Origin of the sequence: Nannocystis pusilla, assembly GCF_020073745.1 — a bacterium.
Classification (GTDB): Bacteria; Myxococcota_A; Polyangia; order Nannocystales; family Nannocystaceae; genus Nannocystis; species Nannocystis radixulma.
The window spans coordinates 17400-38699 of sequence record NZ_JAIRAU010000039.1; the positions used below are offsets into that span (position 1 = coordinate 17400).

A 21300-nucleotide genomic window follows, 5' to 3' on the forward strand; every position below is an offset into this window, starting at 1 on the left:
CGAATTACTCGCGGGCCTCACGTCGCCCGGTCGCGGCGCGACGGCGTCGCTCGTCGCTGTCTCGTCCGCGTCGTCCGGCATGACGCGGCTCGAGCTCACGGCCCCGTGGCGGTGCCGAGGCGAACCGCGATGTTGCGGTTGTAGAGCGTGAACACGGCGGTCTGGCCGCCCGGCGGGAACGGCATCGGCACGCCGGGCTGGAGCGCGCGGCCCTGGAACAGCGTGCCGTTCTGGCTGTGCAGATCGGCGGCCCACACCCGGCCGCGGTGCAGATACACGCACGCGTGCAGGCGACTGAGGCGCGGCGAGCCGAGCACCACCTGGCACGACTCGTGGCGGCCGAGCACCAGCGGCCCGTGGCGCACGTCGAAGCGCTGGCGCGACTCGCCGTCGATGATGATCTCGGCCATCGGGTGGGTCAGCGCCGGGAACAGCGGCGTCATGTCCGAAGGGTCAGGTATCTCCCACAGCCCGTCGGCCTTGGCCGCGCGCTCGAACTCGGTCGCCATCTCGCGGCCGCTGCCGAAGCGCAGGCGCGGCTCCTTGGCCATCGCCTTGCGCATGAACGCGTCGAGGTTGGGCGACGGGTAGGTCGCCTTGGCCGCGGTGTCGCGGATCGCCCCGGAGCGCACGCGCTTGGGGATCTGCAGCTCGGGCACCGCCGACTCGAGGTGCTGGCGCAGCAGCTCGGGGATCGTGCGGCCCTCGAACGGCCGCCGCCCCGCGAGCAGCTCGAAGATGATGACGGCGACGGCGTAGCGGTCGGTCGCCGGCCCGACGTGCTTGGTGTCGCGGCACTGCTCCGGGCTCATGTAGTGCGGCGTGCCGAACACCGAGCCGCTCGCGGTGGCGGTCTCCTGCGCCAGCCACTTGGCGATCCCGAGGTCGATGATCACGGGCTCCCAGCCGTCGACCGAGCTGCGCAGGAGCACGTTCTCCGGCTTGAGGTCGCGGTGGACCACGCCGAGGCCGTGGAGGTCGTCGAGGCCCTGGCCGACGCCGGCGAGCAGGCGGTGCACCGACCAGCAGTCGCCGGGCCCGACCACCGCCGACGGCATGAGCCCGTCGACGAACTCCATCGCCATCCACGTGCGACCGAACTCGTCGAGGCCCCACTCCTCGACCTTGATGACGCCGGGGAAGTTGGCCCCCGCCATCAGCTCGGCCTCGCGGCGGAAGCGGACCGCCGCCTGGCTGCCCTCGTGCAGCTCGGCGCGCAGCCACTTCACCACCACCAGGCGCCGCTGCTGCACGTCGACGCACAGGTGCACGTCCCCCATCGACCCCTCGCCCAGCGGACGGATCTTGCGATAGGGACAGGGCTGCATCGCCGGCGAGTCTATCAGGAGCCGCGCGCCGTGAAGCGGCGATCGGAGCCGACCGCCGGCGGCCTCAGCGGCGCGAAGGACGTCAGAGGTCGATCGTCACCCGGGTGTAGGGCTCGGTGACGAAGCTGCTGACCTTGCCGTTGATCCGGAAGTACGTCAGGCCCGGCTGGCGCAGCACCACCTCGGCGCCCTCGCTCCCGGCCGGAACGCGGACCGCCTGCTCGCCCTCGTCGGTCTTGACGCCGACCTCGCCGGCCGCGCCGCTCTTGAACCGGATCTTCAGGATCGCCGTGCTGTCGGCGTTGAACTCGACCGGAAACGGGTAGAAGGCCCGCAGCTGGCGGTCGAGGTTGGCCATGCGCGCGTCGATCCCCGGCCCGCGGAACAGGTAGCCCTCGCCGAGCCCGCGCGCTTGTTCGCGCGCCCACGCCAGCTCCGACAGCGCCTCGCCGTAGCGATTGACCTCGTCGTTGGGGTACTTGACGATCCCGCTCTTCTTGAGCTGGCGGACGATGCCCTTGGTGATGCCCGCCGCCGGGGTGATGACGAGCATCTCGGCCATGGCGACGTGCACCTCGGGCGTCTCCGCGCTGGCCGCCTGCGCGCGCGCGAGCGCGGCCTTGGCCCCCTCGACGTCGCCGTCGGCCAGGCGATCGGCGACCTGCATGCTCTCGAGGATCGCCAGCACCTCCGCGTGCCCCTTGGTCTCCTTGGGCAGCGCGTTGACCACCTGGATCGCGCGCCCGATCTCCTTGTTGCCCGCGATCGCCAGCGCCCGCAGCAGCTTGATCTTGTCGTCGGTCGGCGCGAACTCCATCGCCATGCGGAAGTTGTCGTCGGCCTCGACGAGCTTCCCCTCGCGCAGGAAGCCGACGCCCTGCAGACGGTAGATGTCGGCGAGGAACCGCTGGAACTCGGTCTTGCGGTTGGCCGGCAGCGTGTCGGTGTGCGTCGGCCCGAGCATGTGGCGAGCGCGCCCGATCGCGACGTCGACCTTCTTCTGCCGATACAGCTCCTGCGCCAGGCGCAGCTGCAACACGTACCAGCCGTCGCCGCCCGCGCCCGGCGGGAAGAAATTGAGCCAGCGATCGGCCAGGGTGACGTCGCCACGACCCGCCGCCGCCAGCACCGTGCGCTCGCGGATGCCGAGGAATTCGTTCTGCGCCGCGCTGTCGTCGGCGCGGATCAGCGGCACCGCCAGCTCGACGGCGCGGGTCATGCCCTCGAAGTCGCCGAGCTGTTCGCTGATGCGGGCGACCGCCAGGGCCGTCGCGGCGTCGGGGATCAGATCGGTCGCGCGCGAGTAATCGGCGCGCGCGCCCTCGAAGTCCTTGGCCGCCTCGCGCTTGTCGGCCCGCTCGAGCAGCAGCACCGACAGGTAGCGCTTGCACATGTCGCACGGCTTGCCCTGCTCGCCCTCGCCGAGCACCCCGATCGCCTCGTCGAGGCGACCTTGCGCGGCGATGACGCGGCCGAGGAGATCGACGGCTTTCTCGTCGCCGGGGGCCAGCGTCAGGCTCTCGCGCACCAGCTTCTCGGCGGCCGCGGGATCTTGCTTGGCCTTCGCCTGCGCTTGGGCGAACTTGAGCGACGCCAATTCTTTCTGGGCCGCGGCACGATCCTCGGGATCGCTCGCCATCGATTTGCGCAGGTACTGCTCGGCCCTGACGTCGTCGTGGGCATTGCGGGCGACCCGAGCCTTGTCGAGCGACGAGGCGCAGGCGACGAGGGTCGAGGCCGCCAGAAAGAGTGCGCAGACAGAGAGAGAGGGGCGCATACGTGCGAGGGGCAAAATGGCCCCGGTACTGTAGCAGCCTTGCGCGTCGCCCCGGAATTTGCGTGCAAAAGGGTGTGTGTTGGCTCCATCGGGTCGCGGACGGCGCTGCCGCACATGCTTCTCGATTGCCGTGCAGTCGCAGGGTGAGCTAGCAGGTGACGCATGCGTCGGTTCAAGATCCTCGCCACTGCGCGCGCCTTGCCCCCTCGCGTGCTGACGAACGCCGAGCTCGAGACGATGATCGACACCACGGATCGGTGGATCGTCGAGCGGACCGGAATTCGTGAGCGCCGGATCGCCGCCCCCGAGGTCGCCACCTCCGACCTCGCCGCCGAGGCGCTGGTCTCGGCGTGTCGCGCCGGCGGCCTCGAGCCCGACGCCATCGACGTCCTCATCGTCGCCACGTCGACCCCCGATACATTGTTCCCGTCGACCGCGTGCTGGGTGCAGCACAAGCTCGGCCTGCGTGGTCCGGCCGCCTTCGACGTCAGCGCCGGCTGCTCCGGGTGGCTCTACGGCATGGAGCTCGCCGCCGGCCTGATCGCCGGCGGCGGCGCTCGGACCGCCGCGGTCATCGGCGCCGAGGTGATGAGCAAGGTCGTGAACTGGGAGGACCGCAGCACCTGCGTGCTGTTCGGCGACGGCGCCGGCGCGGCGATCCTCACGGCCTGCGACGAAGATCGCGGCCTGCTCGGTTCGGCCTGGGGCGCCGACGGTACCCTCGCTCGGGTGCTCTACCAGCCCGCCGGCGGCACGCGTCAGCCTGCCAGCGCCGAGAGCGTCGCGGCCCGGGCCCACACCGTGCACATGGAGGGCAACACCGTCTTCAAGCACGCCGTCACGGCGATGAGCGAGGGAGCGATCGAGGCCCTCAAGCGCGCCGGCGTGGGCCCCGATGACGTCACGCTGCTCATCCCGCACCAGGCCAACACGCGGATCATGGAAGCCACGCGGGCCCGCACCGCGATCGCCCCGGCGCGCATGGTCTCGGTCGTCGACCGCTACGGCAACATGTCGGCCGCCACGATCCCCGTCGCGCTCGACGAGGCGCGCACCGCAGGTCGCCTGCAGGACGGCGACATCGTGGCGATGACCGCCTTCGGCACCGGCTTCACCTGGGCCGCCCAGGTCCTGCGCGTGTGAACCACCGGGCGTCCGCGCGGCCGCAAATCGGCGCCGGTCCTGGTGAACCGACGGGCGTGCTCGAGGCCATCAGCATCGACCGCCTCAACCGTCGCGTTCCTCACTCGCGCGACGGCGAGAGCAACGGACTCTTGATCCGTTGCTCTCCACGATTGCGATCTCGCAGGTCGTGACGCGCTCGGCGTTCATCGAACCAATGCAAACACGCATCACGACCCGGAGGTCGTGACGCGCGTCGAGCTCGGCGTTCACGGTCGGACCCCTGAGGAGTCCGACGCGCGAATCACTTCTTCTTCGCCTTGCCGGCGGGCTTGGCCGGCGCAGCGGCCTCGGCCTTGGCCGGAGCAGCGGCGGCGGCGGGCTTCGCAGCGGCCGGCGCGGGGGCGGCGGAGGCGCCGCCCTTCACGTTGTAGCGGCGGCGGAAGCGGTCCATGCGGCCCTCGGTGTCGACCTCGCGCGATTGACCGGTCCAGAACGGATGGCTGAACGACGAGATGTCGACGCGGACGACCGGGAGGTCCTCGCCCTTGTGCGGGCGCGTATCGCTGCCGGTCATCGTCGAGTAGGACACCCACTCGTCACCCGAGGAGGCGTCGACGAACAGGACCTTGCGGTAGCTGGGATGGATTCCGGACTTCATGACTCTCCTGCGGCGGGCGACGATCACCAGCTCGACTTGGTCACGCCCGGCAGCTCACCCTTGAGGGCGAGCTCGCGAAGCATGTTCCGGCACAGGCCGAACTTGCGATAGACCGCCTTGGAGCGGCCCGTCAGCATGCAGCGCCGGGTCTTGCGGGTCGGGCACGAGTTGAGGGGCAGCTTGGTGAGCTGCGCCGAGATCGCGAGCTTGTCCTCGAGATCGATGTTCGGATCCTTGAGCTTGTCGCGCAGATCGCCGCGACGCGCCGCGTACTTGCTGATCAGCTTGTCGCGCTTCTTGTCGCGCAAAACTTGAGAGTTCTTGGCCATACGAAGTCCTGGCGGAAATTGTCTTCACGACCCTGCGGGTCTTGAACGACGAGCGGGCGCGGACACTACCCCGCCCGCTTCCCCGGCGCAAGCCGGGAACGCGGCCGCCCGCCCGCGTCCGCCACCGGGGCGTCGCCTCCGCGCCGGGTCCTGGCCTTGGCCTTGGGATGCGCGGCGGGCGTCGCCGCGGCCATGAGGTCGTAGACCTCCGTCGGGGTCAGCGGACGAAACTCACCATCTGCCAGTCCGTCCGCCGTCAGGCCGCCGATGGCGACGCGGATCAGCTTCAGCACGGGCCTGCCGATGGCCTCGCCCATGCGGCGAATCTGCCGGTTGAGGCCCTGTCGCAGCGTGATCTGCACCCAGCTGTTGGTCGCGGTCTCCTTGATCACGCTGACCTCGGCCGCCGGGCGGGTCACGGTGCCGTCGTCCAGCGTGACCCCGCCGGCCAGCGCGCCGAGCTCGGCCTCCGTGAGCTTGCCCTGAAATTTCACGTGGTACGTCTTCGGGATCTCATGCCGCGGATGCGTCAGCGCAGCCGCGAGATCGCCGTCGTTCGTCATGATCAGCGCGCCGCGCGTATGAAAGTCGAGGCGGCCGACCGGGTAGATCCGCTGCGGCAGCTCGGGGAACAGCGACAGCACGGTCGGTCGGCCCTCGGCGTCCTTCGGGCCCTCGGCCGAGCAGACCACCCCGTCCGGCTTGTTCAGGATGAAATAGACCTTCTTCTCGAGCTGCACCCGCGAGCCGCGGACCTCGATCGCGTCGCGGTCGGGATCGACCTTCGTCCCCAGCTCGGTGACCCGCTTGCCGTTCACCTTGATCGCCCCGGCCGCGATCAGCTCCTCCGCCTTGCGCCGCGACGTCACGCCCGCCGCGGCCAGCGCCTTCTGCAGGCGGATCTTCGCCGGGCGCAGGATCTCGGGCGCCTCTGCGGCCTTCCTGGCCTTCGCCGTCGCGCCCGTCTTCACCGCCGCGGCCGCTCGCTCGGCCCGCCGCAGCGCCGGCGCGTCGGCCAGGCCGCGCGGCGCCGAGCTGTCCTGCGGGACAGCTCGCGCCGATCTGTCCTTCCCGCCAGCCGCACCGCGCTTGGCCCCGGCGGCCGGACGGCGCGCCTTGCCGGCCTGTTCGTGGCCGCCGGCGCCGCGCCCTCGTGTCGTCCTGGCCTTCGAGCCAGCCCCCGTCCCCTCGTCGCCGCGCCCTCGCGTCCTGGCCTTCGAGACAGCTCCCGCCGCCCCGTCACCGCGCCCTCGCGTCCTGGCCCGCGAGACAGCCTCCATCCCTTCGTCGCTCCCGCGCGGCCGCGCGGTCCTGGCCTTCGAGACAGCTCCCGGCACCCCGTCACCTGCGGTCCGGCCTGGCCGCGTGCGCCCCTTCGCGGCTCCCGGCGCGCGCGCGGTCCGGCTGTCCTTCGGGACAGCTGACGACCGCCTGTCCTTCGCGCCAGGCGCGCGAGAGCTCGCCTCGGCGCCCGGCCCGCCGGCGCGGGGCCTCGTCCCCGCGCCCTGCGACCTGTCCTCTCGGACATGCTCGCCTCGAGCCCGACCTGCGGACCTGTCCGACCCGCCCCCGCGGCGCTCGTTTCGCCGCTCCTGCGCGGCGGGCCGGCCCTTCGCCCCCGCTCGCCCGCCGGCGGCGGATCGCTCGCCGCCGCGCCGCTCGGGGCGCGGACCACCGCGCTGGCCCTCTTCGTCTCCCCGGACCGCAGCGCCGCGCTTCGGATCGCGGCTCGTACGACGATCGCCGCCTGCGGCGCCGCGTCCCTCGCCGGCCCGCGCCGGTTTCCCGGCCGTCCGCGCCCCTTGCGACCGCGCAGCGGCCTTGTGTCCGCCGGTCCTGCCCTGGTTGGTCGTTCGCTTCATGCTCGCTGCTCCTCTACGCCGTCTCGCGGCTCAATCTTCGTGTTCATCGTCGTCAGTCGACGGTTCGGTCCAGCCTTCGACCGCTGTCGTCGACGCGTCATCGCCGGCCTCGTCGGCCGCGGCGAGCGGGAGCTCGCCAACGTCATCCGCGGGCTCCCTCGAGTCCTCGGCGTCTGCTCCGCGCTCATCGCCCGTGACGACCTCGCCCGGCCCCGAATCATCCTCTGCCGCGACCGGGCCGCGCCAGTCCTCGTCCGGATCGCGCGAATCGTCCACGCTCGACTCCTCCGGCTCGCGCCAGGGCTCGTCCGAGTCCCCCGCGCTCGAGTCGCGCCGGCCCTCGTCCGGGTCGTCCGCGCTCGCCTCGTCCCGAACCGAGTCGTCCGCGCTCGATCCCTCCGAGTCGACCGGCCCGCGCCAGCTCTCGTCCGGCTCATCCGCACTCGAGTCCTCCGAGTCGACCGTCCCGCGTGAGCTCTCCTCGCCGCCGTCCGAGTCGTCCCCGCTCGCGCCCTCCACTTCGGCCGAGTCGTCCGCGCTCGAGTCCTCCGCCCCGCCCGAGCTCTCCTCGCCGCCGTCCGAGCCGCCCGAGCTCTCCTCGCCACCGTCCGAGCCGCCGGCGAACGAGTCCTCCGAGTCACCCGCCTCGCTCGAGCTCTCCTCGCTCTCGTCCGAGTCGTCCGAGCTCGAGTCGCCCGAGATCGAGTCCTCCGAGTCACCCGACCCGCTCGAGCTCTCCTCGCTCTCGTCCGAGTCGCCCGCGCTCGCGGTCTCCACCTCGGCCGACCCGCCCGCGATCGAGTCCTCCGGGTCACCCGACCCGCCCGAGCTCTCGTCCGAGTCGCCCGCGCGCTCCTCGACCTCGCCCGAGTCGTCCCCGCGCAACTCGCCAGAGGACGCCGCTCCTCCGTCCGGACTGGGATCGCCGGCCGCCTCGGCTCCTCGGCTGGCGTCTCCGGCGACGCTCGCCTCCTCGCCGCCCGCGTCTCCCGCCGCGACCGCCGTATCGCCGGCGGCCGCCTCAGCGCCGGACGCGTCCCCTTCCGCCCCGCTCGCGTCTCCCGAATCGCCGGCCGCGCCGTCGTGCGACGCGCCGTCCGCCTCACCGTCGCCCCCGCTCGCGGCTTCGCTGGCCTCCTGGCCGGCTCCTCCAGCCGCGGCTTCCGCTTGGCCTGGCTCCTGCGTCATGTCCGGAGCGCCCTGTCCTTCAGGACCGGGGAACCCCAGCACCTCCTGACCGAGCGCCTCGGCCACCTGCAGATCGCCGAGGCGTTCGCGGACGGTGGCCTTCGACTCCTCGGACAGATCGCGGAAGTCACGCAGCGTCGGCAGGTCGCGCAGGCCGCGGAGGTTGAAGAACTCGAGGAAGCGCACGGTCGTGCCGTAGAGCAGCGGACGGCCCGGCTCGTCCTTCTTGCCGACGATCTGGATCAGCTCGCGCTCGAGCAACGACTTCAGCACCGCGCCGCTGTCGACCCCGCGGATGTCGTCGATCTCGGGACGCGTCACCGGCTGGCGATACGCCACGATCGCCAGCGTCTCGATCTGCGTGCGGCTCAGCTTCGCCGGCTTCGCCTGCAGCATCTTCTGCACCCACACCGCGTTCTCGGGGTGGGTCCGGAACTGGAAGCCGCCTGCCACCTGCGCCAGCACCACGCCGCGCGTGCTCGTCACCTCGATCAGGTGCCGCAACGCCAGCTGGATCTGCCGCTGGCTGGTCTCCTGCAGCACCTTGCGCAGATCCTTGACCGACAGCGGCTTCGCGGCCGAAAACAGCAAGCTCTCGAGGATCGACACCAGCCGCGCCGACGCCTCGCCCTCGACCCCGCGCAGGTCGTCGTCGGGATCGATCGGCAACTCGTCGCTGAGCACCACCCCCGGGGTCGCCGCCCGGGGCGCCGTCGCGGCCGCCAGGGCCGCGGCGAGCGGATCGTCGGGACCTGTCCCTTCGGACTGCTCGCCGGGCTCACCCGCCGGCGCGCCCGGATCTGCGACACCTGTCCTTTCGGACTGCTCGCCGGACTCACCCGCCGGCGCCCCCGGATCTGCGACACCTGTCCCTTCGGACTGCCCGCCGGGCTCACCCGCCGGCGCCCCCGGATCTGCGACACCTGTCCCTTCGGACTGCCCGTCCGCTCCTTCGCCACCTGTCCCTTCGGACTGCTCGCCGGACACGGCCGCGTCGACCTCGCCCACAGCTGCCTCGTCAGACACTGTCGCCTCGGCGCCCGTGCTCGCGTCGCCGCGAGACAGCTCCGTCCCCGCGACAGTCGACTCCTCGCCCCCGCCCGCTCGCTCGCTCGCATCACGATCGAACGGCGACGAACCTGCGTCCCCCGCTTCCACCGCTTCGGCGCTCGCCCCCTCGGCGCCTGCCTCGAGCTCGGCCGACGCGTCCGGACTCTCGCCGCGGCCCTCGCTCCGCGCCGACCCGCTCGCACGCGCGGCCTTCCCCCCCTCGCGACCCCGCCGCGCCCGCGGGCGAGGCTCGTCTGCGCCGCCTTGCACCTCGCCGGAAGCGTCCTTGTGGCGGGCTCCAGCCCGCCCGCGACGTCCCCCCTTGCCTCGCGTTCCTTCCTGCGGCTCGTCGACCGGCGCCTCGCGGATCGCCTCGGGCTCGGTCGCAGGATCTTCATCGCTCGTCCGCGACGAGTCGTCCGCCTCGGCGACGCGCGCGTCGGCGTGCACCTCCTCCGGCGCCGCGTCGTCCCGTTCCTCGCGCGCAGGCTCGTCTGCCGCGCTCGCCGACTCCTCGTGCTCGGACGCCGGGCTCGGCTCGGTCGTCTCGGGCGCGTCGGCACCGGATGCCGGCACGCTCTCGCCCGCATGCACCCGCGGCGGGGCCTTCAGGCCCGTCTTGCGCGGCTTCACCATGTCCTACCCCCTGTCACGGCAGCCGTCACGGCGCGTCATCCTCGTCGTCGACCTCGCCGAGCTCGCGCTCCCCGAGACCCTCGCCGGTATTGAGGAACAACCCGCCCACGGCCTCCTCCTCGCTGTCCGAACCGACGGCCTCGCTCGCATCGCGCGACCCCTCGGCGCGCGCCGCCTCGTCGCCGTCCACCCGGACGGCCTCGCCAGTCACAACCGCGTCCTCGCTGTCCGCACCGACAGCCTCGCGGAGCACGTCATCGCTGCCCGAACCGACAGCCTCGCTCGCCGCATCCTCGCTCTCACTGCTCGAACCGACTACCTCGCTCGCCGCGTCCTCGCTCTCCGAACGGAGAGCCTCGCCGAGAACGTCATCACTATTAGAACGGACAGCTTCGCTCGTCGCGTCCTCGCTGTCCGAACCGACAGCCTCGCCGAGCACGTCATCACTGTCCGAACGGACAGCTTCGCTCGTCGCGTCCTCGCGGCCCGAACCGACAGCCGCGCTCGCCGCGTCCTCGCTCTCCGAACCGACAGCCTCGCCGAGCACGTCATCACTGTCCGAACTGACAGCCTCGCTCGTCGCGTCCTCGCTGTCCGAACGGACAGCCTCGCCGAGCACGTCATCACTGCCCGAACCGACAGCCTCGCTCGCCGCGTCCTCGCTGCCCGAACCGACTGCCTCGCTCGCCGCGTCCTCGCTGCCCGAACCGACAGCCTCGCCGAGAACGTCATCACTGTCCGAACGCACAACCTCGCCGATCAGGTCATCGCTCTCACTGCTCGAACCGAAAGCCTCGCTCGCCGCGTCCTCGCTCTCCGAAAGGCTCTCACTGCTCGAACCGACAGCCTCGCTCGCCGCGTCCTCGCCGTCCAAGACGACAGCCGCGCTCGTCGCGTCCTCGCGGGGACCGACCACGTCCGTGCCCTCGCGGGCGCTCCAGCCGGTATCCTCGAGGTTCGTACGGGCGAGCCCGTCGACGATGCGATGCTCCTCGCTGTCCACACGGACCGCCACATTCACGGCGTCGTCCGCGCTGTCCTCTCGCAGAGCCTCGCTCGCCGCGCGCTCGTCCGCGCTGCCCCACCGGGTGACAGCGTGCTCGCTCGCGGCATCCTCGTCCTCGCTGTCCTCTGCCTCACCGGCCGCGCTCTCGTCCTCGCTCGCCGCGCCCCGGAGAGCCTCGCTCGCCGCGCTCACGTCCGTCGTGTCGCCCTCGAAGTCACCATCCACCTCGACGCTCGCGTCCTCGGTGCTGGCCGCCTCGCGGTCGCCCTCGCTGTCGCTGAGCACGACGGGGTCCGCGTCCTCATCGCAAGCCTCCGCGTCGCTGTCCTCGCGGACAGCCTCGCTCGCCGCGCTCTCGTCCATCAGACGGACGGCTGCGTCCTCACGCCTGTCCGACGCGTCGTTGTCCTCGCGGACAGTCTCACTCGCCGCGTCCTGGTCGTCTGCCGGGACCATCGCGCCCGCCTGCTCGCCGCGGCCCCACCCGGCTGTCTCGCTGGCCGAATCCTCGCTGTCCTCGGGGACAGCCTCGCGCGCTTCCCCGTCGCCGCGAGTCTCCTCCGCGCCGTCCCGGGCCTCGCGCGTCGCGTCCTCACCACCCTCTGCCTGGCCGCTGTCCGACCCGACAGCCTCACTCGCCGCGCCGTCGTCGCTCTCCCCGGCAACGTCCGGGGCGCTCGCCTCGGTGCTGTCCGCAAGGACAGCCTCGGCCTCACCGACCTCGCCCGCGTCCGTCGCGCTCCGTGTCCCCGCCGTGCCGCCTTCGTCGTCCGCGGCCCCCGTCCGCTCCGGCGCCCACGCTGCCCCACGCAGGCTGTCCTCGCCCGGCGAAGCCCTCAAACTCGATTCTCGCCACATGTCCTCGGAGACATCTTCGACGTCCCCGCTCTCCCCCGACATGTCCTCGGAGACAGCCGAGCTCTCGCGCCTTCGTTCGCGGGAAGGGCGGCCCGTCGCGCGGCGCGCCGGCGCGTCCTCGCCGTACTCCGCCGCGGCCGGATCGTTGGCGGCCACGTCCTCGCTCTCGTCGGCGTAGCCGAGCACCGGCTCCTCGGGCTCCTGCACCGACGCCAGCGCCTCGGCGAGCAGCGCCGCTTCTTCGACCGCGTCGAGGTCCGCCTCGCTCGGCGTCCGCGCCGGCGTCGCGGCCGCGCCCGCCGCCGCTGCGGCCGCGTCCTCGGCCTTGGGCGTGGGCGCGCCGAAGCTCGCGTCCTCGTCGTAGTCCGCCAGCGCCGCCTGCGTCTGCTCGGCCGACGCGCGCCGGTAGATGCGGATGTTCGGCGTGTCGTGCGGCTGCTGCACCCCCGCGACCCCGAGCTTGACCATCTCGAGGATCGACATGAGCGTCACCACCAGCATCGCCCGCAGCTCGCGCTCGCTGTTCCAGGTGCGGCCGAGGAACAGCTCCTCGAACTCGAAGTGCGGCTTCTCGTCGAGGATCAGCGCCAGCTGCTTGATCCGCTGCGCCACCGTCACCGCCTCGATCTGGACCTCGTGGGTCGACTTCACCTTCGCGCGCGTGAGCACGCGGTAGTAGGCCTCCGCGAGGTTGAACAGCGACACCGGCGCGAGGCCGGGGTCGATCGGCGGCATCACCAGCTCGGCGCCGCGGGCGAACACGTCGCGTCCCGACACCGGCAGCGAGTCGAGCTCGGCCGCGGCCTGCTTGAACCGCTCGTACTCGACCAGCCGGCGGATCAGCGCCTCGCGCGGGTCCTCGCCCTCCTCCTCCTCGCTCTGGCCCGCCTCGCCGGCGCGCGGCTCCGGCGGCAGCAGCTCGCGGCTCTTGAGGTACGCCAGCGTCGCCGCCATCACCAGGTAGTCGCCCGCGATCTCGAGGTCGAGCTGGCGCATGACGTCGAGGTACTCGAGGTACTTCTCGGCGACGAACGCGATCGGGATGTCGAGGATGTCGAGCTCGTGCTTGCGCACGAGGTGCAGCAGCAGGTCGAGCGGGCCCTCGAACACCTCGAGCTCGACCGAGTAGATCGGGCTCGACGTCCCCTTCCGCTCGCGCGCGCGTGGGGCGCCCTCGCCGAGGCCCGTGCTTCCCTGCTCCATCGCCCGCTCCCGCTCGCTCACGCCCTGCTTCAGCGCCCCAGCAGGCCGGCGTAGGCGCCGAGCCAGCGGCCGTCGATGTACGCCATGCTCTTGTAGGCGAGCAGCATCACCGGCTCGAAGATGATGGACAGCGCGGGAGACAGCAGCAGCGCCAGCAGGATCGCCCAGCCCCACTTCGCCAGGAAGTCGTCGATGCCCTGCGCGCGCGACGGGAGCAGCCACGCCAGCACCTTGCCGCCGTCGAGCGGGTGCACCGGGATCAGGTTGAACACCGCCAGCGTGATGTTCATGATGAAGAACAGGCCGAGCACCCCGAACACGCTCGCGTGCGCGTCGGGGTTGATGCCGCCCGCCGTCAGGCCGAGGACCAGCCCCGCGACCAGGAGCGCCTGCAGGATGTTCGACAGCGGCCCGGCGAACGCCACCAGCGCCATCCCGCCGCGCATGCTGACCTTGCGGTTGTAGTAGCGCGGCTGGGTGTTCACCGGCCGGCCCCAGCCGAACAGCGGCGCGTGCGTGAGCCCGGCGAACAGCGGCAGCGCGATGGTGCCGACCGGGTCGGCGTGCGCCAGCGGGTTCAGGGTCAGGCGGCCCTCACGACCGGGCGTCGGGTCGCCGAGGCGGTCGGCCGAGTACGCGTGGGCGAACTCGTGGACCGCGGTCGCCAGGACCAGGCACACGACGAAGACGAGCATGCGACGGACGTCGGCGGCCTGGACGCCGAGGAGGCCGAGCACGGCGAAGGATGAGAGAGCGCGATCCACGGCAAAGCACCGCGCAGGGGCGCGGAGTCCGGAAAAATTACCGCCCGCGCCCGCCCGAGTCAAACCAGGGCACCCCGCGCTCGCAGACCGGAGCCCCCGGCCACGTGAGCCGGCGCAAATTCGCGGCCGCGGGCGCCCCGGCCCGCGCCGGTGCTCGCGTGACCTGCCCGATCACACATGCCCGATCTGCCATGTCCCTTGCGCCAGCCGCTCGCGCCGCCGCACCCCGGCACCTAGTGCCGCGGCCGGGGCATTCTGCTCGTTCCTCGCCGGGCTCCGACAGGCCGGCGAGGCGGGCAATACGTACCCCGGCGAGCAACGCAGCCAGCGTGGCCGAGAGCGAGCGAGGGAGGGCCGAAATGCCGCGGCACTAGCTAGGCCCGCGGGTGGTGCCGCTTGTGGCGCTCGCGCAGGTGCTCGCGCGTCACGTGCGTGTAGATTTCCGTCGTGCCGATGTCGGCGTGCCCGAGCAGCGCCTGGACCGCGCGCAGGTCGGCGCCGCCCTCGAGCAGGTGCGTGGCGAAGCTGTGGCGCAGCTTGTGCGGCGAGATCGGGCGCGTGACCCCGATCGCAAGCGCGTACTCCCGCAGCTTCAGGAAGAAGCCCTGGCGAGACAGGCGCCCGCCGCGATGGTTGACGAACACCCAGCGGACCGAGCCGCGCACCAGCGCCGGCCGCCCGCTCGTCAGCCACGCCTGCAGCGCCGCGATGGCCGGACCTCCGAGGGGCACCAGCCGCTGCTTGTCGCCCTTGCCGGTCAGGCGCACGATCGCCTGGTCGAGGTAGAGTCGATCGAGCGTCAGGTCGAGCGCCTCGGAGATCCGGCAACCTGTCGCATAGAGCAGCTCGAGCAGCGCCGTGTCGCGCAGCGCCAGCGGGCCGTCCTGCCCCGGCGCGGCCAGCAGCGCCTCGACCTCGCCGCGGCTCAACAGCTCCGGCAGCCGCTTCGGCAGCTTCGGCAGCCGCAGCGCCTGGGCCGGATCGACGTCGAGCTGGCCCTCCTCGCGGAGGAAGCGGAACAGCCCGCGCACCGCCGTCAACCGGCGGGCCTGGCTGCGCGGCGACAGCCCGGCCTGCGCCAGCGACACCACGAAGCGCAGCAGCAGCGCCGGCGTCACCGCCGCGAGCGCGACCACCCCCGCCGCCGTGGCGTGGGCGACGAACACCTCGAGGTCGCCCGCGTACGCGAGCAGCGAGTTCGGCCGCAGCCGCCGCTCGACCTTGAGGTGCTCGAGGTACTCCTCGATCGCCCGCTCGAGCGAGCCGGCCTTCGCCGGCTGCGCCCGGGTCACCTGTCCCTTCGGACCTGGCCCTTCGGACCTGCCCGAACGACCCGGTGTGTTCGCCCCCGCGGCGCGCCTGGAAGCCGGTCGCACCCCGCCGGCCGCGGACGGCCGGCGGCCTGCGGTCACCGCTCCTCCAGGCTGAGGATCTCGCGCACCAGCTTGATGACCGCCGGGGCCTGGATGGGCTTGGTGATGTACGCGTTGGCGCCCAGCGCCAGCGCGCGCTGCCGGTCCTCGGCGGCCCCCTCGGTCGTGATGATGATGATCGGCACGTCCTGGTAGGTCTCGTCGGCGCGCAGGCGCTTGACGAGCTTCAGCCCGTCGAGGATGGGCATGTTGATGTCGGTGATGATGATGTCGAACTTGGTGCCCGAGAGGCGGCGGAGCGCGTCGACGCCGTCGTCGGCCTCGACCACGCTGAGCTCCCGGATCCGCGACAACGCGAACACGATCATCTTACGCATCGGCGGGCTGTCTTCGACCACCAACGCGTTGAGCCGGCGAGTTTGGGTGTCCTGGGTCATGCTCCGAGGAGGTGTTCTACGGCCTGCCGCTGCAGCGCGACCGCCTTGGCGTGGGCCCGGATCCACGCCGTCTCGATCGCGATGCCGGCGTGTTCGGAGATCATAGAGAGGAGGCTGTAGTCATTGTCTTCGAAGCCGGGCTTCTGCGCCAGAAATGCTTCGAGGCGGAGGACTGCGACGAGTCGCCGTCCGCTGACCAGCGGAAGATACATGATCACGTCGTCGGACGCGTATGCGGGATCGCCGCGAGTCCACGGGCGGCCGCGCTGGACCATCTGCGCTGCAGGGCTCGCCTCGTCCATCTCGATCTCGACGAGCTCGTTCATCTCTCCGCCCTCGCGCGCGATCGGGAACAACACGCGGCGCTCCTCGTCGACGAGGTACAGCGTGAACGCCCCGACGCCGATGAAGTTCAGCAGGATCTCGGTGGTGGTCTGCAGCACGTCGCCGATCGTCCGCGAGGCGTGGAACTGCAGCCCCGCGACGTACATCGACGCGAGGTGGTAGTTCTCGTCCTCCAGCTGGACCAGGCGGTCGCGCAAGCGAGCGAGCTCGCCGGGAGGCGCCGGCGCGCCGGCCTCCGTCGCGGCGCTCCGCGCCTTTTCGAGCTCGACGATGCGGCCGATCAGGCCCTCCATCACCGTGCCCGGCGTCAACTCGGGCCGCGCGGGACGATCGGGCTGCGACTCGTTGAGCTCGCTGCGCAGGCGTTCGTTCTCCGCGATGAGCTGGCGGACGAAGGCCTCCCCGCGCCCGAAGAATTCGTGAAGAGCCGCGCGGGTCTTGTCGTGAAGGTCCCCCTGGCCGGCGTCCTGCGCACGCATCGGGGCGACGATATCATGCCCTGAGCCCGTGCGGGCGCCGCCGGGCGACCGCGGCGGGGGTGATTTCGCATCACGAACTGCGCCGCCGCGATCGCGGCTGCCGCCCCGGGCCAGCCCCGGCGCTACGCGGCCGACTCCGACCCCGGCGGCTTGGGCCGGCAGGCGTCTGCAAACCGCTGGATCGCCACCGGGAGCTCCTCGAGCGAGAGCACCTCGTCGACCACCCCGGCGTCGATCGCGGCGGCCGGCATGCCCGGCATCACCGCCGTGTTCGGATCTTCCGCGAGCACCGTCGCCCCCACCCGTCGCGCCAGCTCGGCCCCCTCGCGTCCGTCGCTGCCCATGCCGGTCAGGATCAGCGCGCAGAAGCGAGGACCGAACAGGTCGGACATCGTCTTGAACAGCAGGTCGCCCGACGGGACGATGGTCGCCCCGCCCCGCGGCGGCCGCACGCGCACCCGCGGACCGTTGGGCCCGAGGTCGACCTCGAGGTTGGCCGCGCCCGGAGCGATGTACACCACGCCCGACTGCAAATCCTGCTGGTCGGTCGCCTCGCACACGTGGAACGAGCAGATCTTGTCGAGCCGCGCCGCGAACGCCCGGGTGAAGCGCGCGGGCATGTGCTGCGCCACCAAAATCGAGATCGGCAGCGTCACCGGCAGCGCGCACAGCAGCTGCTGCAGCGCGGGCGGTCCGCCGGTCGAGGCCGCGACCCCGAGCGCGCCGAGCGGCGGCCCGCGGCGCTTCTGCGGCTCGTAGCGGCCGCTGTCGAACGCCGGCACCTCGAGCGTGGTCCGCTCGCCGCGCTGCTCGGCCAGGTGCTGCGCGCGCTGCAGCAGCCGCACGACGTGCAGCCGCCGGACCACGCGGAGCTTGGCCAGCAGGTCTTCCTGGATCGTGCGCAGGTCGGGCCCGATGTGGCGCCCCGGCTTGGCGATGAAGTCGAGCGCCCCGAGCTCGAGCGCGCGGAACACATGGTCGCGCTCGGAGTGGCCGCTGACGACGATCACCGGCAACGGCCGCTTGGCCATCAGCACGCGGAGGAACGCGAAGCCGTCCATCTCCGGCATCTCGAGGTCGAGCGTGATGACGTCCGGCTGGAGGTCGAACACCATGCGCAGCGCCTCCTTGCCGTTGGAGGCGCGGCCGATCACCTCGACGCCCGGATCGAGCTCGAGCATCGCCGCGATCGTCTGCCGGTTGTAGGCAGAGTCGTCGACCACCAGGGCGCGGAGCTTGTGACCGTCCATCGCAGTTCCTCTAGCCCGGTTTGCGATACACGAGGTCGTTGCTGAGGTTCACGAGATCGAAGCGCCCCGGCACGCTGATCAGGCTCTCCGAGTGTCCGAGCAACAGGTAGCCTCCCGGCACGAGCGCGTCGTAGAACCCTTCGACCACGCGCCGCCTCGCCTGGTTCGATAAATACATCAGGACGTTGCGGCAGAAAATCGTGTCGATGGCGCCGAGCTCGCGGTAGCGGGCGGTGTCGAGGAGGTTGAGGTGGACGAAGGTGCACATCCGCCGCAGAGGCTCGATGGCCCGCCACTGTCCGCCCGGGAGCGGCTCGAAGTAGCGCTCCCGCCGATCCTCGGGGGTCGTGCGAAAACTGCTCGGGCCGTAGATCCCGGCCTCGGCGGCCCGGACGCCGCGGACGCTGATGTCGCTGCCGATCACCCGCGAGCCCGGGCGAGCGGTCTCGGTCAGCAGGGCGGCGATCGTGTACGCCTCCTCGCCGGTCGAGCAGCCGGCGCTCCACACCACCGGCGCCCCCGCCCCCCGGCGGCCGAGCAGGACCGGCAGGATCTCGCGCTGGAACGCGTCGAGCTGGAACTGCTCGCGGAACAGGTAGGTCTCGTGGGTCGTGACCCGCTCGATGCACTCGAGCAGCTCGGCCGGCCCGCCGAGGTCGTAGCTCAGGTAGTGGTAGTACTCGAGGTAGGATCCGAGGGACAGGTGATCGAGCCGCGAGGCCAGACGCCGTTCGAGCAGGAACCCGGCGTCCCCGCCCAGCAGCACCCCGCAGTAATCGAGGATCAGCTCCGCCAGCAGCCGCGACTCCTCGGGCGTGATGCGCACGCGTACCGGCGGTTCGATCCCGCCGGGAGGGAGCCGTCCGTTCACGCGGTGGGCTCTCCCTCGCCGTCGCCCGGCGCCGCCGCTTCGGCCGCCGCGTGCGCCTCGAGCCGCGCCACCGCCCCTGCCAGCACCTTGCGCACCAGCGGATCGGGCTCGACCGCGTGCACCCGCCGCAGCGGCGGCAGGGCCGTCGTGTCGCCGCGCTCGCCGAGCGCCTCCGCGGCCGCCCAGCGCACGTCCCAGCGCGGATGCTCGAGCAGCCCGAGCACCGCCGCCGTCGCCCGGTGGCCCTTGCAGCCCGACAGCCCGCGCGCCGCCGCCTTCACGATCTCGTGGTCGGGCGCGCGGCACAGGCTCATCAACATCACCAGGTCCTGATCGGTGCCCGAGCGGCTGAGGCCCGCGATCGCCTGGATCACCACCGCCGGCGCGTTGTCGGCCAGCACCACCTCGCGCAGGCGCGCCAGCGCGATCGGGTTGTCGAGCCCGACCAGCGCCTGCACGGCCGCGGCGCGGACCGACGAGCTCGGGTCGCGCGAGGCCGTCAGCAGCGCCGGCACCGACTCGGCCGCGCCGAGCTGACCGAGGCTGCGGCAGGCCGCCGCGCGCACGCCCGCGTCCTCGTCGTGCAGCGCCAACGCCAGCGCCGCCGCGCCCTCGTGCTCCCCGGCGATCTGCCCCAGCGCCCGCGCGGCCAGCAGGCGCACGCCGACGTCGCGCTCGCCGAGCCAGGCGATCAGCGGCGCCACGAACCCGACGTCTCCGCCGCGACCGAGCAGCCCGAACGCGCGGCACAGGTTGCGCAGCAGCGCCCCGCTCGCCCCCTCCTCGACCGGCAGGTGCGGCGCGACGCGAGCGTGCCGCGACCCGAGCGCGCGCCCGGCCACCGCCGCGAACGCCACCGCCGCCGCCTCGCCCGCCGGGCCCTCCAGAGCCAGCGCGCGGGCCAGCGGCGCGATCGCCTCGGCCCCGCCGACCTTGCCGAGCGCCGTCGCGGCCATGCAGGCGGCGTGCGCGTCGGGGCCGGCCAGCGCCGTCGTCAACGCCTCGACCAGCCGCGGGTGATTGCCCGCGGGACCCAACCCGCTGATCAGCAGGAACAGATCGCCGAGCACCTCGGGAGCTGCCTGTTCGACCATGTCCACAAGGACAGGCACCGCCGGCGCGCCGAGCCCCGCCGCGAACTCGACCGCGCGCTCGCGCAGCTCCGGATCCGACATGGCCTGCAGGACATAGGACAGGCTGCCCACGTCCGCGAGCGCGCCGGCCAGCGCCAGCGCGGCCAGCTTGACCTCGAGCTGGCGGTGCGCGACGAGCTCGCGGATCCGCTGGCGCAGCGGCTCGCCGTCGCCGGCGGCCAGCGCCGCCGCGACCGCCACCGGATCGCCGCGGAGCGACAGCGTCGCGTGCAGCTTCACCACCGCCACCGCCGCGGCCGCCCGCACGCCGGGCATCGCCTCGCCGAGGTAGCGCACCAGCGGCCCCGCCACCCGCGGGTCGCCGCTGTGCCCGAGCACCGCCACCGCCGCCCGGCGCGTGACCGGATCGGCCAGCAGCGGCGCCAGCCGCTCCGGCGCGATCGCCACGCCGAGGCGCGCCAGGGCGTCGAGGGCGAACATCCGCAGCATCTCCGAGCTGTCCGAAAGGACATTCGTCAGCGCCCGCTCGGCGTCGGCCGTGCCGAGCACGCCGAGGGCCGTCGCCGCCGACGCGCGCACGTTGTCGTCGCCGGGCGCGCCGAGGATCGCCGCCAGCAGCGGCACGTCGTCGACGCCGCCGACGTCGCCGAGCAGGTCGACGATCATGCGCGCCCCGGGCCCGCCCGCGCGCAGGCGCCGACGGATCGCCGGCACCACCGAGGGACCGATGCCGGTCAGCACCTCGTGACAGACCGAGCGCCGCGCCACCGAGTCGGGCGAGACCAGGCCGTCGAGCAGTTGTTCGACCAGCAGCGCCAGCTGGTCGGGCGCGGGCGGCTGCTCGCGGACCACGGACATCAGATCGCGAGCGGCGTCCTTGCGCTCGCGCCAGCGCTCACTGCCGAAGGACTCGAGACAGCGCGCGAGATCGGGGCGTAGCGGGTTCATCGGGGCTCCCCGGGATCGAGGTTGAACATCCGCATCATGTCGTCGAAGGCGGCGCCGATCGGATCGACGCCAGGTGCCAGCGGGACCGGGTTGATCTGGCGGAACAGTTGACGGGCCGCGTCGAGGTCGCCGGCCAGCAGCGCGCGCGCCTCGGCCTGGGTCGAGGCCGCGAGCACGCGGTCGCCCGCGTAGAGGATCAGGTCGGCGACGATCAGCTCGGACAGCCGCAGCGTGCGTCCGCGCTGCTCGAACAGCCGCTGATCGCCCTCGTCCTGGATCGTCGAAAGCACCGCCTCGGCCTCGACCAGCCCGGGCATCGCCGCCGGATCGCCGCCGAGCAGCTGCCACAGCTTGCCGGGCAGCTGATCGCCGAGGCGGTGGATCTCGACGTAGTCGTCGGCGCCGTAGAGCTGGGTCGGCCGGCGCTTGTAGCTCGTCCTGCGGAACACCGACGCCACCAGCACCACCGCGGGGATCGGCGCCGGCAGGTCGACCTTCGCCAGCTGGATCAGCTCGTGGCACGGGGTGCCGCCCGGCAACGCGACGTCGAGCACGAGCGCGGCGAACATCTCCGCCCGCATCGCCTTCTCCGCCTCGGCGGTGTCGCACACCGTGACCGCCGTGAACCCCTGCGCCGCCAGCACGCGGCCGATCGCCTGTCCGAGCGCCAGTCGCTCGTGGGCGACCAGGATCTTGAGCTTCGCCTGCGCCTCGCTCAC

The 21300-nt window shown here is 72.4% G+C and carries 16 protein-coding genes; 1 reads left to right on the forward strand and 15 read right to left on the reverse strand.

Going from position 1 to position 21300, the window contains the following annotated elements; all coding sequences use genetic code 11:
• Nucleotides 1-95 precede the first annotated feature (95 nt).
• Together K7C98_RS27805 and K7C98_RS27810 are read right to left on the reverse strand one after the other, a co-directional pair.
• Nucleotides 96-1328 carry an FHA domain-containing serine/threonine-protein kinase gene (locus K7C98_RS27805; protein ID WP_224194809.1) on the reverse strand — a complete coding sequence of 411 codons (1233 nt, stop codon included), beginning with the start codon at nucleotides 1326-1328 and terminating at the stop codon, nucleotides 96-98.
• A gap of 82 nt (nucleotides 1329-1410) precedes the next feature.
• Nucleotides 1411-3105 (reverse strand): tetratricopeptide repeat protein, encoded by a 1695-nt coding sequence (locus K7C98_RS27810; RefSeq protein ID WP_224194810.1) that lies wholly within the window; start codon nucleotides 3103-3105, stop codon nucleotides 1411-1413.
• 162 nt (nucleotides 3106-3267) lie between these two features.
• Between K7C98_RS27810 and K7C98_RS27815 the strand changes: the two genes are divergently transcribed.
• Nucleotides 3268-4248 (forward strand): beta-ketoacyl-ACP synthase III, encoded by a 981-nt coding sequence (locus K7C98_RS27815; RefSeq protein WP_224194811.1) that lies wholly within the window; start codon nucleotides 3268-3270, stop codon nucleotides 4246-4248.
• A 283-nt stretch (nucleotides 4249-4531) separates the two neighbouring features.
• Here the strand turns inward: K7C98_RS27815 and K7C98_RS27820 are convergent, their stop codons facing one another.
• The 13 genes from K7C98_RS27820 to K7C98_RS27880 all read right to left on the reverse strand — a co-directional run bounded on the left by K7C98_RS27820 (nucleotide 4532) and on the right by K7C98_RS27880 (nucleotide 21300).
• On the reverse strand, nucleotides 4532-4888 hold the full coding sequence (locus K7C98_RS27820; protein ID WP_224194812.1) for a type B 50S ribosomal protein L31: 357 nt from the start codon (nucleotides 4886-4888) through the stop codon (nucleotides 4532-4534).
• Nucleotides 4889-4911: 23 nt separating this feature from the next.
• Nucleotides 4912-5217 carry a 30S ribosomal protein S14 gene (gene rpsN, locus K7C98_RS27825; protein ID WP_224194813.1) on the reverse strand — a complete coding sequence of 102 codons (306 nt, stop codon included), beginning with the start codon at nucleotides 5215-5217 and terminating at the stop codon, nucleotides 4912-4914.
• A 65-nt stretch (nucleotides 5218-5282) separates the two neighbouring features.
• On the reverse strand, nucleotides 5283-6188 hold the full coding sequence (locus tag K7C98_RS27830) for a pseudouridine synthase (protein ID WP_346660308.1): 906 nt from the start codon (nucleotides 6186-6188) through the stop codon (nucleotides 5283-5285).
• A gap of 921 nt (nucleotides 6189-7109) precedes the next feature.
• On the reverse strand, nucleotides 7110-9293 hold the full coding sequence (scpB, locus tag K7C98_RS27835) for an SMC-Scp complex subunit ScpB (protein ID WP_224194814.1): 2184 nt from the start codon (nucleotides 9291-9293) through the stop codon (nucleotides 7110-7112).
• Nucleotides 9294-9978: 685 nt separating this feature from the next.
• Nucleotides 9979-13020 carry a segregation/condensation protein A gene (locus K7C98_RS27840; protein WP_224194815.1) on the reverse strand — a complete coding sequence of 1014 codons (3042 nt, stop codon included), beginning with the start codon at nucleotides 13018-13020 and terminating at the stop codon, nucleotides 9979-9981.
• 29 nt (nucleotides 13021-13049) lie between these two features.
• Nucleotides 13050-13757 carry a site-2 protease family protein gene (locus tag K7C98_RS45065; RefSeq protein ID WP_224194816.1) on the reverse strand — a complete coding sequence of 236 codons (708 nt, stop codon included), beginning with the start codon at nucleotides 13755-13757 and terminating at the stop codon, nucleotides 13050-13052.
• Nucleotides 13758-14158: 401 nt separating this feature from the next.
• A complete protein-coding gene (xerD, locus tag K7C98_RS27850) occupies nucleotides 14159-15076 on the reverse strand; it encodes a site-specific tyrosine recombinase XerD (protein ID WP_224194817.1) in 918 nt (305 codons plus the stop codon).
• Between the two features lie 116 nt (nucleotides 15077-15192).
• Complete coding sequence (locus K7C98_RS27855) at nucleotides 15193-15594, reverse strand: response regulator (RefSeq protein WP_224194818.1); 402 nt, start codon at nucleotides 15592-15594, stop codon at nucleotides 15193-15195.
• Entirely contained in the window at nucleotides 15591-16418 is an 828-nt protein-coding gene (locus K7C98_RS27860) for a GAF domain-containing protein (protein WP_224194819.1), read from the reverse strand. The genes K7C98_RS27855 and K7C98_RS27860 overlap by 4 nt, the downstream gene beginning before the upstream one ends.
• Before the next feature lie 122 nt (nucleotides 16419-16540).
• On the reverse strand, nucleotides 16541-17668 hold the full coding sequence (cheB, locus tag K7C98_RS27865; protein ID WP_224194820.1) for a chemotaxis-specific protein-glutamate methyltransferase CheB: 1128 nt from the start codon (nucleotides 17666-17668) through the stop codon (nucleotides 16541-16543).
• A 10-nt stretch (nucleotides 17669-17678) separates the two neighbouring features.
• Nucleotides 17679-18539, reverse strand: coding sequence for a CheR family methyltransferase (locus K7C98_RS27870; protein WP_224194821.1), 861 nt, complete (start codon nucleotides 18537-18539; stop codon nucleotides 17679-17681).
• Nucleotides 18536-20581, reverse strand: coding sequence for a HEAT repeat domain-containing protein (locus K7C98_RS27875; protein ID WP_224194822.1), 2046 nt, complete (start codon nucleotides 20579-20581; stop codon nucleotides 18536-18538). The genes K7C98_RS27870 and K7C98_RS27875 overlap by 4 nt, the downstream gene beginning before the upstream one ends.
• Nucleotides 20578-21300: a hypothetical protein gene (locus K7C98_RS27880; protein ID WP_224194823.1), complete on the reverse strand. Its 723-nt coding sequence runs from the start codon at nucleotides 21298-21300 to the stop codon at nucleotides 20578-20580. The genes K7C98_RS27875 and K7C98_RS27880 overlap by 4 nt, the downstream gene beginning before the upstream one ends.

What these genes read in the sequence shown, in the direction of transcription:
- rpsN (WP_224194813.1), bottom strand. Translation starts at nt 5,217, where the DNA reads ATGGCCAAGAACTCTCAAGTTTTGCGCGACAAGAAGCGCGACAAGCTG.
- K7C98_RS27860 (WP_224194819.1), bottom strand. Translation starts at nt 16,418, where the DNA reads ATGCGTGCGCAGGACGCCGGCCAGGGGGACCTTCACGACAAGACCCGC.
- K7C98_RS27810 (WP_224194810.1), bottom strand. Translation starts at nt 3,105, where the DNA reads ATGCGCCCCTCTCTCTCTGTCTGCGCACTCTTTCTGGCGGCCTCGACC.
- K7C98_RS27805 (WP_224194809.1), bottom strand. Translation starts at nt 1,328, where the DNA reads ATGCAGCCCTGTCCCTATCGCAAGATCCGTCCGCTGGGCGAGGGGTCG.
- K7C98_RS27820 (WP_224194812.1), bottom strand. Translation starts at nt 4,888, where the DNA reads ATGAAGTCCGGAATCCATCCCAGCTACCGCAAGGTCCTGTTCGTCGAC.
- cheB (WP_224194820.1), bottom strand. Translation starts at nt 17,668, where the DNA reads ATGGACGGTCACAAGCTCCGCGCCCTGGTGGTCGACGACTCTGCCTAC.
- K7C98_RS27875 (WP_224194822.1), bottom strand. Translation starts at nt 20,581, where the DNA reads ATGAACCCGCTACGCCCCGATCTCGCGCGCTGTCTCGAGTCCTTCGGC.
- K7C98_RS27815 (WP_224194811.1), top strand. Translation starts at nt 3,268, where the DNA reads ATGCGTCGGTTCAAGATCCTCGCCACTGCGCGCGCCTTGCCCCCTCGC.
- K7C98_RS27840 (WP_224194815.1), bottom strand. Translation starts at nt 13,020, where the DNA reads ATGGAGCAGGGAAGCACGGGCCTCGGCGAGGGCGCCCCACGCGCGCGC.
- K7C98_RS27855 (WP_224194818.1), bottom strand. Translation starts at nt 15,594, where the DNA reads ATGACCCAGGACACCCAAACTCGCCGGCTCAACGCGTTGGTGGTCGAA.